Here is a 14,945-nt window from a genome sequence, read left to right on the forward strand (position 1 = left end):
ACCTCCCTTTCCTGATCTAATTATTATTATTGTTATTGTTATTATTACTATTATTGTTAATGTTGTTATCTTTTGGATTGTCGGATATTTTACTGATGGAATCACGCATATCCGTATCAGCCGTGATATTTTGGATATTCATATAATCCATCACTCCAAGGTTTCCACTTTTTAGTGCATCTGCCATAGCCAACGGAACTTCTGCTTCGGATTGGACAACCTTCGCTCGCATTTCCTGAACGCGGGCAACCATTTCCTGTTCAAGCGCAACAGCCATGGCACGTCGTTCTTCTGCTTTTGCCTGGGCAATTTTCTTATCCGCTTCGGCTTGGTCTGTTTGCAAGATCGCCCCGATGTTTTTCCCGATATCCACTTCAGCGATATCAATGGAGAGAATTTCAAATGCTGTTCCTGAATCCAACCCTTTTGATAAAACTGTTCTTGAAATCAAATCTGGATGTTCCAGTACATCCGTGTGCATTTTCGAAGCACCAATTGTCGATACGATCCCTTCCCCTACACGGGCAATGATCGTCTCTTCACCGGCACCACCGACTAGACGTTCAATATTGGCACGAACCGTGATCCTTGCCTTCGCTTTTACTTCAATCCCATTCATTGCAACACCAGAGATGAACGGAGTTTCGATCACTTTCGGGTTAACGCTCATTTGAACAGCTTGCAGTACATCACGACCAGCAAGATCAATAGCCGCACCTCTTTCGAAAGGTAACACGATATTCGCACGTTCCGCAGCAATTAATGCATTCACGACGCGATCGACATTACCGCCTGCAAGGTAATGGCTCTCCAATTGATTCGTTGAAACATTGATTCCAGCCTTATGGGCCTTAATAAGTGGATTGACAACTCTGCTTGGTATAACGCGGCGAAGCCTCATCCCAACTAATGTAAAAATACTGATTTTGACTCCTGCCGCTAAGGCGGAAATCCATAACATTACTGGTACGAATGTGAAAAATACTGCCAATACGATGATAGCAGCAATCACTGCCAGTACAATAAAAATCGTTCCTGAACTTATCACTTAATGATTCATCCTTCCTGTATCTTTAATTTGATTCCGGAATTTCCCGGACGACAACCCTAGATCCTTCAACTTTAACAATTATGATTGCCGAACCTTTGGAAACAAAACTTCCTTCAGTCACGACATCAACTCTTTCATCATTAATCAAAGCTGTTCCTGAAGGCCTTAAATCTGTAAGAGCCTTCCCTTCAACACCTAATAAATCCACTCGATTCGGATTGCTCACATACCCTTGTTCCGTTTTTGTTGCATCGGTTAATATCATTTTCCTGAAAAATTTCATCTGTTTTCCAAACACCTTTACAAGTAGGATGAATACCAAAATGGATACAGTAATCGCAATTAGCAAGGAAATCGTCATATGAACAGGATCACCTGAAGCGAGGAATAAACTTCCCACAATCGAGGTAAACCCAAGCAGCCCGATAATCCCCCCTGGGACAAAAAATTCTACTAGTACAAGAATGATTCCAATAATGAACAATGCTAACGATTCGTACCCGGTGATACCTGCGACAAGATGGCCATAAAAGAACAACACAAGACTGGAAATCCCTATAACACCCGGAATTCCAAAACCAGGTGAAAACAATTCAATCACAATCCCGATTCCTGCTATTGTTAATAAAATAGGAATGACAATTGGATTGGTCAAAAAGCGGGCAAGTTTCTCAGGAAAGCTTTCTTCGATAGATCGAATATCGGCATCCTCAACCCCAAGTATACTATACAGCTCTTCTATCCCAGAAACGGTACCTTCACTATAGCCAGACTTTTTAGCCTGTTCCGCTGTAAATGTCAGCAGCTTTCCGGTTTCTGCACCATATTCAGGAAGGTTGATGTCTTCATCCGCCATCGCCTGGGCAAAAATCGGGTCGCGTCCATTTTGTTCAGCAGCAGTCGTCATGGCAGCAAGCCAATAAGATTGCGCTTTCTTTCCTGCAGCGTTTCCTGATGAATCAATAACGGCTGCTGATCCCATTGTCGCACTCGGAACCATATAGATTTCATCGGCACTCAGAGAAATATAAGCGCCTGCAGAAAGAGCTCTGTTATTGACGTAGGCAACTGTCTTTATTGGTGAATCGGACACTAACTTAGCAATTTTCCCTGCCGCATCAACAGCACCACCAGGGGTATTCACCTCGAAAACGACAAGATCTGCATTAGCGGCTTCTGCAGTGGTCAACGCACGTTCTAAAAAAGCAGAGAGTCCCTTTTCCACCGTTTCTTCAATTGGAACATGGTAAACGATCTTCTCCTTTGCAGAAACAGCCGGCACCATCAGTGAAGACATGGTAAACAGCAATCCAAATAAGAGCAAAGAAATATAACGCCAAATTTTCAACGGAACGCCTCCTTTCCCGTACTTAACGCTGTAAGCGGCCTCCGATTTCCGAAGAATACTTACCAGATAAATTCAGCCCGTAACTAAAAATTGAATAAGAGGCCCCTGCAAATGAAGCTACCCTTTACTCTGTTCCTTAGTTATTACGTATGTATATGAAAAAGGTTTCAAAAAAAGCAAATAAATTTAAAAGTATCCATAATATCTCGCCATTTGTCCCAATAATATACGCATAAATATTGTAATCTAATCCTTTAATACACAAAAACCACAGGCAATTTGCCTGCGGTTAGGTTTCGAGTTTAAGATAGATGTTGTTGTACTAAGTTGTTTACTAGAGAACCATCTGCTTTACCTTTAACTTTAGGCATTAAAGCTCCCATAACTCTCCCCATATCTGCTTTGGACGTTGCATTGACTTCTTCAATTGTTTGTTTAACAATTTTAGAAATCTCTTCTTCTGAAAGTTGCTCAGGCATATATGCCTCTACGTATACTAGTTCGGTGCGGACTTTATCCACGAGATCGGAACGACCTGCGTTTTCAAACTCCTGGAGGGAGTCTTTGCGTTGTTTTAATTCGCGAGAGAGCACTGTCAATTCTTCATCATCTGTTAAATCTTGTCTCAGCTTTAGAGCTTCGTTTTGAATAGAAGCTTTCAGCATCCGAATAACAGATAGTTTGTCCTTTTCCTTGTTCTTCATCGCTTGTTTCATATCATTATTTAAACGCTCGAGAAGACTCATCTTTCCACCCTCTCTTAGAATTTACGTTTTCTTGCAGCTTCAGACTTTTTCTTACGTTTTACGCTTGGTTTTTCATAAAATTCACGCTTCCTAGCTTCCTGAAGCGATCCTGCTTTAGATACAGTACGTTTGAAACGACGAAGAGCATCTTCAAGCGATTCGTTTTTACGAACGACGGTTTTAGACATCTCTTTCCCTCCCTCCGAAAACAACACACTAACTCAAGTTGTCAACATGTTATACATGTACTAAACAATTATAATATATCATCTTTAACAGGTCAACCAATAAAATCAAACTTATTTCGAATATTATCATGTTTATGTCATAATTTTTCACTAAACAATCATTCTAGAGCAAAGAAATCCTTTTTATAGCATGTCTACCCCCTTTGGACCATAAGCTGATTAAGGGGTGAGAGTCATGTATGAGCTAATTTTATTTCTATTATTCATTGCGATATTTTTAGCCGGTATGGCTGTTTTACGTATCGGATTGTTCAATATGTCCGGTGCTGCATTAAAAACTTTCCTCTCAAAGGTAACAGATAGACCCTGGAAAGGTTTTTTTGCCGGTACCATTTTTACAGGAATTCTCCAGAGCAGCTCAGCGGTCATGGTTATGACGGTCGGCCTCGTTTCTGCTGGAAGTTTAACTTTCCCACAAACAATCGGTATTATTCTAGGAACAAATATCGGTTCTACCTTCACAGCAGAATTTATGACCATTTCCTTGGATCGTTGGATAATTCCTGGTGTCATCAGTGGTGCTATTCTTTGTTTAATGCCAAAAGTATTATCGAAAAGCGCTGGGATGTCCCTGATCGGTATCTCAGCTATCTTCGCAGCGATGAGTGGCTTTAAAATGCTTTCGAAACCTATTGCAGTCTATCCATCAGTTCAGACTCTAATCAGCAACATAGAGGATCATATGAGTATTGCTCTATTGGCTGGTATCTTGTTAACGGCAATGATTCACTCTAGCTCCGCGACTATAGGAATAGCAATGAGCTTTTTAATGAGCGGGGAGTTATCCGTCGCTTCCGCCATTATCATGATGCTCGGCTCTAATATAGGCACTTGTATCACTGGCTACATGGCCAGCATCGGTTCTGGTAGACAAGCTGCTTTTACAGCTTATGCACATATTTGGTTAAATGTAATCGGAGTTGCAGCTTTTCTCCCTCTTGTGGACGTCCTAGAACGAACAGCTGCTTTTTTCACCGATGATAAGGGTACACAACTCGCGCATGCTAGTGTTATTTTCAATATCGTGACTTCCTTGATCGTTTTACCATTTGCACGTCAATTTTCCAACTTTATTTTATTGATCCATCGTCCGCATATAAAAAAATAAGCCGCACTCTTAAGAATGCGGCTTGTAAATTAATAATCAGAGTCAGCTGTTAAGCCCTTTAAGATGGAGACACCTGCACTCGCTCCAATTCTTGTTGCACCCGCTTCAATCACTTTCTGAGCATCACTCGTGTTACGAACTCCGCCTGAAGCTTTAACGCCGATATCTGGTCCTACTGTTTTTCTCATAAGCGCAACATCTTCAACTGTTGCACCGCCAGTTGAAAAACCAGTTGAGGTTTTAACAAAATCCGTTCCCGCTTTTACGGCAAGTTCGCAAGCACGGACTTTTTCTTCCTCAGTAAGTAAAGAGGTTTCAATAATTACTTTTGAAAGAGCTTTACCTGTCGATGCCGCTACCACAGCTCGAATATCCCGCTCTACCAATTCATTATCCTTGTCCTTTAATGCGCCGATATTGATCACCATATCAACTTCGTGTGCGCCATTGCTGATGGCGTCTTTTGTTTCAAAAGCTTTAGTTTCTGGTGTAGTGGCACCTAAAGGGAAACCAATTACCGTACAAACTTTTACTTCTGAGCCTTCTAAAAGCTCACTTGCATACTTCACCCAAGTCGGGTTTACGCATACTGAAGCAAAATTATACTCTCTCGCTTCTTCACATAATACCTTTATTTGCTCTTTCGTTGCATCTGCTTTTAATAAAGTGTGGTCAATTAAACCTGCTACATTTTGTGACATTTATATTCCTCCTTAAAAACATTTTAAAACTAGTTGTACGTACCTCTCATCATACCATAGTTCTTCCATTTTGACGATATATATAGTCTTTACCCTAATGTACTAAGAAAACACGTTAAACAAAGGATAAAAAAAAAGACAGCGAAAAAATCGCTGTCTTATATATTAGCTACTTGCTGCAACGGAATATCTTTCACAACCGTCACGAACTGTCCTTCGCTATGTGGATAGCCAGACTTTGTAATTTTCACTTTTACAATGTCACCAACCATTTCCTCTGTAGCCGGGAAGACTATTTTCATGTAATTATCCGAGTAGCCTTCATAAAGACCATTTTCCAACTTAGTCTCAGGAATGACTTCAAGCACTTCTCCCTCAAATCGAGAAGCGTACTCTTTTGCCAACTGATCCGATAATGAAATCAGACGGTGAACGCGTTCGTTTTTCACATCTTCATCCACTTGGTCTTCCATACGTGCGGCAGGAGTCCCTGTCCGTTTTGAATACGGGAAGACATGAAGTTCGGAGAATTTATATTTTTCTATAAAATTATACGTCTCCAAAAATTCTTCTTCGGTTTCACCCGGGAAGCCTACGATTACATCAGATGTAACAGCAAGGCCTGGCAGTGCAACTTTTAATTTTTCAATTCGATCACCGAAGAAAGCCATTGTATATTTACGTCTCATCCGTTTTAAAACCGTATCAGAACCCGATTGGATAGGGATATGCAAATGACGAACTACCTTTTTCGAATTCGTCAGTACTTCAATGATTTCATCTGTAATTTGACTGGCTTCAATGGAAGAAATACGGATCCTCTTTAGCCCATCAATTTTTTCCAAGTCACGTAGTAGCATCGCCAAATTATAATCCTTCAAGTCATCTCCGTAACCACCGGTATGAATGCCCGTCAAGACGAGCTCTTTATATCCTGCCTCGACAAGCTGCTCAGCTTGATGAATGACTTCCTTTGGATCACGGGAACGCATTAAACCACGAGCCCATGGGATGATACAGAAAGTACAGAAATTATTGCAACCTTCCTGAATCTTTAGTGAGGCACGAGTACGATCAGTAAATGCCGGTACATCCAATTCTTCGTAGACACGATTTTTCATAATATTCCCAACCGCATTGATTGGTTCACGTTCTACCTTGAACTGCTCGATGTATTCAAGCAATTTAACCCTGTCCTGTGTTCCAACAACAATATCTACACCTGGAATTGCCATGATCTCTGCAGGAGATGTCTGTGCGTAACAACCCGTTACTGCTATAACAGCATTCGGATTTTTACGGATTGCACGACGGATGACCTGACGGCTCTTCTTATCGCCAGTATTCGTTACCGTGCAAGTGTTGATGACGTATACATCTGATGTATTTTCAAATTCAACACGATCATATCCCTCTGTCTTAAATAATTGCCAAATAGCTTCTGTTTCATAATGATTTACTTTACAACCTAATGTATGGAAAGCGACCGTTGCCATTTTTCATCACCTCAAAAGTTCTACATGATAAGAAACAGCGGAAAGTGCATATAAAGGTGCTGTTTCAGTTCTTAATATTCTAGGTCCAAGACCACAAGCTACAAATCCGGCAGCCGACAATTTTTCGATTTCCTTCTCTGCCATGCCCCCTTCAGGACCAAACACGAATAAAATCGATTGTCCGGCAGTGATATCTTTCAAAACAGAAGCAAGTACAGACGTTTCTCCACGCTTTGCTTCTTCTTCAAAAGCAATTAATCTATGGTCGAAACCAGAAGCATATCCAGCTAGCTGATCTGCCGTCATCGGTTCCTTGATGGCAGGGATAACTGTGCGGTGGGACTGTTCGGCCGCTTCCTTTGAAATCTTCTGGAGTCGTTCCAATTTCTTACCAACCTTTTTGTGGTCCCATTTTACCACCGAACGAGCAGCAATAAAAGGGATAAATTCAACAGCACCTAATTCCGTCCCCTTTTGAACGATATATTCTAACTTATCCCCTTTAGGCAGACCGCTCGCTATCGTAACTCTTACCGGAAGTTCCTTTTCTTCATTCTTCCATTCAATAATGGTTCCTATAACAGCGTCATTTGTTATTTCAGAAATTTCCGTGACCGCAGTCATTCCGTTGCCCTTTACGGTGATGATTTGCTCCCCAGGTTCCATTCTCATTACCCTGGAAATATGGTGAAAATCATCGCCTGATATCGTCACTGTTTTACCATTAAAGTCTTCCTCGTTAAGAAAATACCGTTGCACACTGCCACCTACTTCGTCTAGTCTAAAAAAACTCACAGGCTAGCAGTCAGAGGCTTATTTTCCGATTGCGCGCCATGCAAAAACTCAAGCTAAAAAAAGGTACTCTGACTATCCAAATATACGATAATCAGAGTAACTTTTCATTTAATCATTTCTTTTCGCGATGATTGCTACCCAATCTTCCATCAAAATGGTTTCCTCAACTGTGAATCCGGAAGCTATAATTGCATCCTTCACATCCTGTTTCTTTGGCTGGATAATCCCAGAAGCTATAAAATACCCACCAGGTTTAACCACTTTTGCTACATCATCTGTAAAGAGCATAATGACTTCAGCTAATATATTAGCTACAACGACATCTGCTTGTTCGTTTACGCCGTCCAACAAGTTACCTTGAGAAACAGAAACTCTGTCTTGAACGTTGTTAAGTTCTACATTTTGCTTAGCAGACTGTACAGCTACGTCATCCAAATCAAGCGACTGAACTTGTTTCGCCTCTAATAATGCCGCTGCAATACTTAAAACACCGGAACCCGTTCCTACATCAACAACTAAGTCACCCGGCTGAACTGTACGTTCAAGTGCTTGGATACACATAACCGTTGTCGGGTGGGTACCTGTTCCAAAAGCCATACCAGGATCAAGTTCAATGATTAATTCATCACTGCTTACAGGAGTGTAATCTTCCCATGTAGGAACAATAGTAAAACGTTCAGAAATCTTGACCGGATTATAATATTTTTTCCAAGCCGTTGCCCATTCTTCTTCATTCACTTCACTAATTGAAACAACATTCTTCCCAAGATCGATATCAAAAAGAAGGAGATTATTAATTGATTCCTTAATAGCATCAACAGTTTCGCCAAGGAAGCTGTTAACCGGCAAATATGCCTTAATCAACACACCTTCATCCGGATAATCAGCTGGGTTTAGGTGGTAGATTTCGCCAAAAACATTTTCACGTTCTTTGACTAATTCAAGGGGATCCTCAATGACAACACCGCTTGCACCTGCCTCATGAAGAATATTTGAAACAGGTTCAACCGCTTCATTTGTTGTATGGATTGCAAATTCAGACCACTTCATAATCTACCAGCTCCCAATTTCTTTACTTGTCTTCACCTATCTTTAAAAGCACGCTTTACCTTTGAGAAAAAGCCATCTTCTTGTTCATCTATACCTGATTGTCCGCTGATATCGTTGAACTCACGAAGAAGGTCCTTTTGTTTTTCACTTAATTTTTTAGGTGTAACCACTAATACGACCACATGCTGATCTCCTTGGCCATATCCTCTTACATTCGGAACCCCTTTTCCTTTTAAACGGAAACGCGTGCTTGTTTGTGTTCCTGCAGGTATCTTCAACTTAACTTTACCATGCAAAGTCGGAACTTCAATTTCATCTCCTAATGCTGCCTGAGCAAAAGTAACCGGCATTTCACAATAAATATCATCGCCATCTCTTTCAAAGAATTCGTGGCTACGAACATGGAAGACTACATAAAGGTCTCCAGCTGGACCACCATTGATTCCAGGCTCGCCTTGACCGGATACACGCAGTTGCTGGCCATCATCGATTCCGGCTGGCACCTTGACTTGGATTTTTTTGCGTTTTTGAACTTTACCGTCTCCGCCGCAAGTTGAACATTTATTAGGAATGATTTTTCCTGTTCCTTGACAATGGTGACATGCTCTCCGGTTCACAATACGTCCGAATGCCGTGTTTTGTTCAACATTTAATTGACCTGTTCCATGACAGTGTGAACAGTTCTCCACTTTTGTGCCAGGCTTAGCACCCGATCCTTTACAAGTATCACAATTCTCTTCACGCGGAATTTCAATTTCAGTATCTTTTCCGAATGCAGCCTCTTCGAAAGAAAGCGTCATCGTATACTGTAAATCAGCCCCTTGGCGCGGTGCATTAGGATCTCTTCTACGTCCGCCTCCACCAAAGAAACTACTGAAAATATCTTCAAAACCACCGAAACCGCCAAAGTCCTGGCCACCGAAGCCCTGATTTGGATCTGTATGTCCAAATTGGTCATAATGAGCCTTTTTCTGCTCGTCGCTTAATACCTCGTAAGCTTCCTTAATTTCCTTGAATTTATCCGCAGCATCTTCCGCTTTATTAATATCAGGATGATATTGTTTGGAGAGCTTTCGATACGCTTTTTTGATTTCATCCTTCGAAGCACTCTTCGAAAGGCCTAACACCTCATAATAATCACGTTTACTCATATCTAAAATCCACTCCCGATTCGATTCACATAAAGGTAATATTATCACTGAACGAAGATAATAATCAACTAGAAAAGTACAAACGGCTTGAACACTTTTTCGTAAAAGAAGACATCTGCCTCAAATTTGCACCTATTTTTCTCCATAGTCTTATGATTCCTCACTAGCGATTGTAAGAATAAAAGAATACCAGCTGCCATTACTTCCGGACTTTGATTTCACCCATTGTAAAAAAGCCAAAGCCAAGATAACCTGACTTTGACTTTTCTACAATTACAGGCAGAAATCCCTGCCCAATATATCAGCGTCCCAACAGGGTCACTTTTTTATTTTTTCTCTTCTTCGTTTACTTCTGTATATTCTGCATCAACTACATTATCGTCTTTTGCACCAGCTTCGCCAGCACCCTCTTGGCCTGCTTGCTGAGCTTTTGCAGCTTCTTCATAAAGCTTCATTGTCAAAGCTTGAACGATTTCGTTAAGTGCATCTTTTTTCACACGGATTTCTTCAAGCTCATTTTTCTCGATTGCTGCTTTCAGTTCATCCTTCGCTTCGTTTGCTTTTGTTACTTCCGCTTCGTCTACTTTACCTTCTAGATCTTTAAGCGTTTTTTCCGTTTGGAAGACTAGTTGATCTGCTTCGTTACGAAGTTCAACTTCTTCTTTACGTTGTTTATCACTATCAGCATTTTCTTCTGCTTCACGTACCATGCGGTCGATTTCTTCATCAGAAAGTCCTGAAGATGATTTGATTGTGATTGCTTGTTCTTTGTTTGTGCCAAGATCTTTTGCACGAACGTTTACAATACCATTTTTATCAATGTCGAAAGTTACTTCGACTTGTGGAATTCCGCGCGGTGCCGGTGGAATGTCACTCAATTGGAAACGACCAAGCGTTTTGTTGTCTGCTGACATCGGACGTTCACCTTGAAGAACATGGATATCTACAGCTGTTTGATTATCAGCCGCTGTTGAGAATACTTGTGATTTACTTGTTGGAATTGTTGTATTACGGTCGATTAATTTCGTGAACACGCCGCCCATTGTTTCAATTCCAAGTGAAAGTGGAGTTACGTCTAAAAGAACAACGTCTTTAACATCCCCTGTTAATACGCCACCTTGAATCGCAGCACCCATAGCTACTACTTCATCAGGGTTAACACCTTTGCTTGGTTCTTGACCGATTTCCTTTTTGATTGCTTCAACAACCGCAGGAATACGCGTAGATCCACCAACAAGGATGACTTTATCGATTTCAGATGCTGAAAGACCTGCATCTTTCATCGCTTGACGAGTAGGTCCCATTGTACGTTCCACAAGACTTGAAGAAAGTTCATCGAATTTAGCTCTAGTCATTGTTACGTCTAAGTGAAGCGGGCCAGCATCTCCAGCTGTGATGAATGGCAATGAAATTTGTGTAGAAGTTACACCTGAAAGATCTTTTTTCGCTTTTTCAGCTGCATCTTTCAAACGTTGAACTGCCATTTTGTCTTTAGAAAGATCGATTCCATTTTCTTTCTTGAATGCTTCTACTAGGTAATCAATGATGACTTGGTCGAAATCATCTCCACCTAGACGGTTGTCACCAGCAGTGGATTTAACTTCGAATACGCCATCGCCAAGTTCCATGACTGATACGTCAAATGTACCGCCACCAAGGTCGAATACAAGAATTGTTTGATCTTCATCTGTTTTATCTAAACCGTATGCAAGTGCTGCAGCTGTCGGTTCGTTAATAATACGTTCTACTTCAAGTCCAGCAATTTGACCAGCATCTTTCGTTGCTTGACGTTCTGCATCATTGAAGTAAGCAGGTACAGTGATAACCGCTTTTGTAACTTTTTCACCAAGATACTCTTCAGCATATGATTTTAAGTATTGAAGGATGATTGCAGAAACTTCCTGCGGTGAGTATTCTTTTCCTTCAATTACTTCTTTATGATTAGTACCCATATGACGTTTAATAGAAATGATCGTGTTCGGGTTTGTAATTGCTTGGCGTTTTGCCACTTCCCCTACTTGTCTTTCACCATTTTTGAATGCCACTACGGATGGAGTTGTACGGTTTCCTTCTGGATTCGGGATAACTTTTGGTTCCCCGCCTTCAAGTACAGATACACAAGAGTTTGTTGTACCTAAGTCAATACCAATAATCTTGCTCATAGTTTCACTACCTCCCAATTATTTGTATGTAATTTCTATTATTCGTTTACTTTTACCATTGCAGGACGAAGCACTCTGTCTTTAAGAACATATCCTTTTTGGAACTCCTCGACAACGATGTTAGAACCAAAGTTTTCATCTTGAACTTGCATGACCGCTTGATGTAAACGCGGATCAAATTCTTCACCAACCGAACTAATTGGTTCGATGCCTTCTTTAGTCAATGCATCAATAATCGCTTTGTAGACCATTTCCATCCCTTGAAGCAGGGATTTTGTCTGTTCATTATCAGCTTCGATTTTTGTCGCTCTTTCAAAATTATCAAGAGCCTCGACTAAATCACCAGCAATACTTTGAACTCTATATTTTTGAGCCGCTTCCATATCAAGCTTGGCACGGCGTCTTGAATTATCAAAATCGGCCTGCAGACGAAGATAACGGTTATCCATTTCTTCGATTTTAGCCTGTAGCTCAGCAATCTTTTCATGAGCCAATTGAAGTTCATCTTTCTCAACCGGAGTTTCCTCCTGATTTTGTTCCGCTGGAATTTCCTCTTCAGCAAATACAGCTTCTGCAGCGCTTTCCTCGATTGTTTCATTTTCTAATGTTTGTTCTTCGTTTTTATTTTCTGTCACAATCTCACCTCCCTAAAAGGGTTATACAATTTATGCTTAAGTAATAAGTCAGGCTGGGGAATTTACATCCCCGCCACCTTAACAATATTACCTTTGCTCCTATTTTTGATACAGTTTAGTCATCAGAGTCGTTAAATCTTTCGAGAAAAACGAAAGCAGACTGATTACTCTCGAATATTCCATTCTCGTTGGACCTAGTATCGCTAATGTGCCCACTTGTTCATGTCCGATTGAGTAGGTTGCGGTAATTAAGCTGCAGTCATCAAGTACCGTATTTTGATTTTCACGGCCAATCTTGACGTGAATGCCCGCTGGATTTTGAGTAATAAGATCATAAAACCCTTGTTCCTGCTCAATCATCGATAAAAGTGTACTTACCTTTGCAATGTCATGGAACTCCGGCTGCCTTAGCATATTCGTTTTCCCGCCGAAAAATATTTTTTCAGGCTTTGTATCCGTCAAGGTATCCGCTAGAACAGAAACAATCGATCCATAATTATGAATGTGGTGGCTTAATAGAGCAGCCACCTCCTTATAGATCTTATCTTTTAAATCAACAAGCGGAACATCGACTAAACGGGCATTTAAAATGTTCACCATCTTTTCAATTTCATTTATATCAAAAGAAGGGGGCAAGGAAATCATTCGATTTTCCACATGACCTGTATCAGTAATAATGATTGCAATTGCAGCATCCGGACTCAATGGAACGATCTGAATTTTTTTCAACTTATGTTCATTGACTTTTGGACCTAGTACAATTGCCGTATAATTCGTCAGTTCAGAAAGAATTTTTGCTGACTTTTGAACAATCTTTTCTAGCTCATAGATTCGCTCAACAAAAACAGATTTTAACAATTTCATTTCATTCTTTTTCGGAGCTTGAGGAGAAAGCAAATGATCCACATAATATCTATACCCTTTTTCAGAAGGTATTCTACCAGAAGATGTATGAGTTTTTTCTAAAAAACCCAATTCTTCAAGATCAGACATTTCGTTACGGATTGTGGCAGAGCTGAACGTAATTTCATCTTTCTTCGACAAGCTTCGCGACCCGACTGGCTGGGCAGAATGGATAAAATCCTCGATTATCACTTGCAGAATCAATAATTGACGATCAGTTAGCATGTATGATCACCTCTGTTAGCACTCTGTCTCTTTGAGTGCTAATATACTAATAAATTATCAAATGAAGCTTATGATGTCAACAATGAAAACCGCTAATTCATTGATAAAATAACAAGAGATTTCCATCACTCGGAATCAGCAACGCCTAAAAACGATTGGAACACTTCATTACCAAGCAATTTCCCCTGCTCAGTCAATCGGACAAACCCACCTTCAATCGTAAGCAGACCCTTTGCCGATTCTTCTTCGAGCGATTTCCCGAAAATTTCCGTCATTTCAACAGAAAATTTATTCTTGAAGTTTTCCAATGAAACTCCTTCTGTTTTTCTAAGTCCTAAAAACATCTCCTCTTCCATCTTTTCATGGAGTGGTACAGGATGTTCTTCCAAAACAGGTAACTCGTTCACCGTCAATGGCGTAATGTATTTTTTCACTGGCCCATGATTGGCCACTCTTTTTCCCCCAGTATAGCCATGTGCTCCCGCACCAATCCCATAATATTCTACATTATCCCAATATGTTAAATTGTGTCGGCTTTCAAATCCAGGACGAGCAAAATTACTGATTTCATATTGATGCAGACCATGTTTCTCCATCTCTTCCATCAGCCGTTCATACATGGAAGCCTCAAGCTCCTGAGGCGGAAGATTTAATTTCCCTCTTCTCATTTGATTATAGAAAACCGTCTTAGGCTCAACAATTAATGAGTAACTGGAATAATGAGGAAGCTGTAGTGCAAGGGCCTTATCTAGCGTATCCTTGAAGTCTTCCATCGTTTGACCTGGCAATCCATAAATCAAGTCGATACTTATATTTGTAAAGCCAACCTCTTGAGCCAAATGAATCGTTTCATATACTTCAGATGCCCGATGTGTCCGACCAATTCGCTTTAATAATTCATCATTGAAGCTTTGCACCCCAAAGCTAAGCCTATTCACACCGGAATGAAATAGTATTTCAAGCTTTTCCTTTGAAAGATCCCCAGGATTAGCCTCGAATGTATATTCAGCCTTCTTTGAATCAAAAGGAAGGGTTTCATTGATTGCTTCACATAAGAATGCAAGTTGTTTTTCATCAAGAGAGGTTGGTGTCCCTCCGCCGACGAAAACCGTGTCCAATCCTGTTGTTGGATACTTTGCAAGTTGCATTTCCATTTCTCTTTTCATCATCCGTAAATATTCGTCGACTGGCTGCCCCTGCAAAAACACTTTATTAAAATCACAATAGTGACAAATATGTTCACAAAACGGTATGTGGAGGTAGGCACTTTTAATCATTGTGTTCACAACCTTTAATCGATTGAGTCGATAGAAAAAGAGGCTAGAT

General features: G+C 40.6%; 14 protein-coding genes. 1 reads left to right on the plus strand and 13 read right to left on the minus strand.

The features are described from left to right. Positions 1-16: 16 nt before the first annotated feature. From floA to rpsU, 4 genes are all read right to left on the minus strand, one after another. Positions 17-1,030 carry a flotillin-like protein FloA gene (gene floA / locus RE409_RS19160; RefSeq protein WP_397444186.1) on the minus strand — a complete coding sequence of 338 codons (1,014 nt, stop codon included), beginning with the start codon at positions 1,028-1,030 and terminating at the stop codon, positions 17-19. A gap of 43 nt (positions 1,031-1,073) precedes the next feature. Then, entirely contained in the window at positions 1,074-2,393 is a 1,320-nt protein-coding gene (locus RE409_RS19165) for an NfeD family protein (protein ID WP_397443438.1), read from the minus strand. A gap of 308 nt (positions 2,394-2,701) precedes the next feature. After that, the gene (locus tag RE409_RS19170; RefSeq protein ID WP_057218734.1) at positions 2,702-3,145 is read right to left on the minus strand and encodes a GatB/YqeY domain-containing protein; all 444 of its coding nucleotides are present in this window, start codon (positions 3,143-3,145) and stop codon (positions 2,702-2,704) included. Between the two features lie 14 nt (positions 3,146-3,159). Continuing rightward, positions 3,160-3,333, minus strand: coding sequence for a 30S ribosomal protein S21 (gene rpsU, locus RE409_RS19175; protein WP_028391853.1), 174 nt, complete (start codon positions 3,331-3,333; stop codon positions 3,160-3,162). Positions 3,334-3,568: 235 nt separating this feature from the next. On the opposite strand from rpsU, the gene RE409_RS19180 reads away from it, so the two are divergent. Next, a complete protein-coding gene (locus tag RE409_RS19180) occupies positions 3,569-4,501 on the plus strand; it encodes a Na/Pi symporter (protein ID WP_309557895.1) in 933 nt (310 codons plus the stop codon). A gap of 29 nt (positions 4,502-4,530) precedes the next feature. Here RE409_RS19180 and deoC read toward each other — a convergent pair whose 3' ends face one another. The 9 genes from deoC to hemW all read right to left on the minus strand — a co-directional run bounded on the left by deoC (position 4,531) and on the right by hemW (position 14,896). After that, on the minus strand, positions 4,531-5,202 hold the full coding sequence (gene deoC, locus RE409_RS19185) for a deoxyribose-phosphate aldolase (RefSeq protein ID WP_056528625.1): 672 nt from the start codon (positions 5,200-5,202) through the stop codon (positions 4,531-4,533). A gap of 158 nt (positions 5,203-5,360) precedes the next feature. Beyond that, the gene (gene mtaB / locus RE409_RS19190) at positions 5,361-6,698 is read right to left on the minus strand and encodes a tRNA (N(6)-L-threonylcarbamoyladenosine(37)-C(2))-methylthiotransferase MtaB (protein WP_053347008.1); all 1,338 of its coding nucleotides are present in this window, start codon (positions 6,696-6,698) and stop codon (positions 5,361-5,363) included. A gap of 6 nt (positions 6,699-6,704) precedes the next feature. Next, positions 6,705-7,457 carry a 16S rRNA (uracil(1498)-N(3))-methyltransferase gene (locus RE409_RS19195; RefSeq protein ID WP_201187957.1) on the minus strand — a complete coding sequence of 251 codons (753 nt, stop codon included), beginning with the start codon at positions 7,455-7,457 and terminating at the stop codon, positions 6,705-6,707. Positions 7,458-7,601: 144 nt separating this feature from the next. Next, complete coding sequence (gene prmA, locus RE409_RS19200) at positions 7,602-8,543, minus strand: 50S ribosomal protein L11 methyltransferase (RefSeq protein ID WP_201223629.1); 942 nt, start codon at positions 8,541-8,543, stop codon at positions 7,602-7,604. 32 nt (positions 8,544-8,575) lie between these two features. Next, on the minus strand, positions 8,576-9,694 hold the full coding sequence (gene dnaJ / locus RE409_RS19205) for a molecular chaperone DnaJ (RefSeq protein ID WP_053347011.1): 1,119 nt from the start codon (positions 9,692-9,694) through the stop codon (positions 8,576-8,578). A gap of 326 nt (positions 9,695-10,020) precedes the next feature. Continuing rightward, positions 10,021-11,856 carry a molecular chaperone DnaK gene (dnaK, locus tag RE409_RS19210; RefSeq protein WP_053347012.1) on the minus strand — a complete coding sequence of 612 codons (1,836 nt, stop codon included), beginning with the start codon at positions 11,854-11,856 and terminating at the stop codon, positions 10,021-10,023. A gap of 38 nt (positions 11,857-11,894) precedes the next feature. Next, on the minus strand, positions 11,895-12,491 hold the full coding sequence (gene grpE / locus RE409_RS19215; RefSeq protein ID WP_053347013.1) for a nucleotide exchange factor GrpE: 597 nt from the start codon (positions 12,489-12,491) through the stop codon (positions 11,895-11,897). 99 nt (positions 12,492-12,590) lie between these two features. Then, on the minus strand, positions 12,591-13,619 hold the full coding sequence (gene hrcA, locus RE409_RS19220; RefSeq protein ID WP_201185863.1) for a heat-inducible transcriptional repressor HrcA: 1,029 nt from the start codon (positions 13,617-13,619) through the stop codon (positions 12,591-12,593). Between the two features lie 125 nt (positions 13,620-13,744). Further along, positions 13,745-14,896 carry a radical SAM family heme chaperone HemW gene (hemW, locus tag RE409_RS19225; protein WP_057218741.1) on the minus strand — a complete coding sequence of 384 codons (1,152 nt, stop codon included), beginning with the start codon at positions 14,894-14,896 and terminating at the stop codon, positions 13,745-13,747. Positions 14,897-14,945 lie beyond the last annotated feature (49 nt).

The organism is Peribacillus sp. R9-11, from assembly GCF_031345095.1.
Taxonomy (GTDB): Bacteria; Bacillota; Bacilli; order Bacillales; family DSM-1321; genus Peribacillus; species Peribacillus butanolivorans.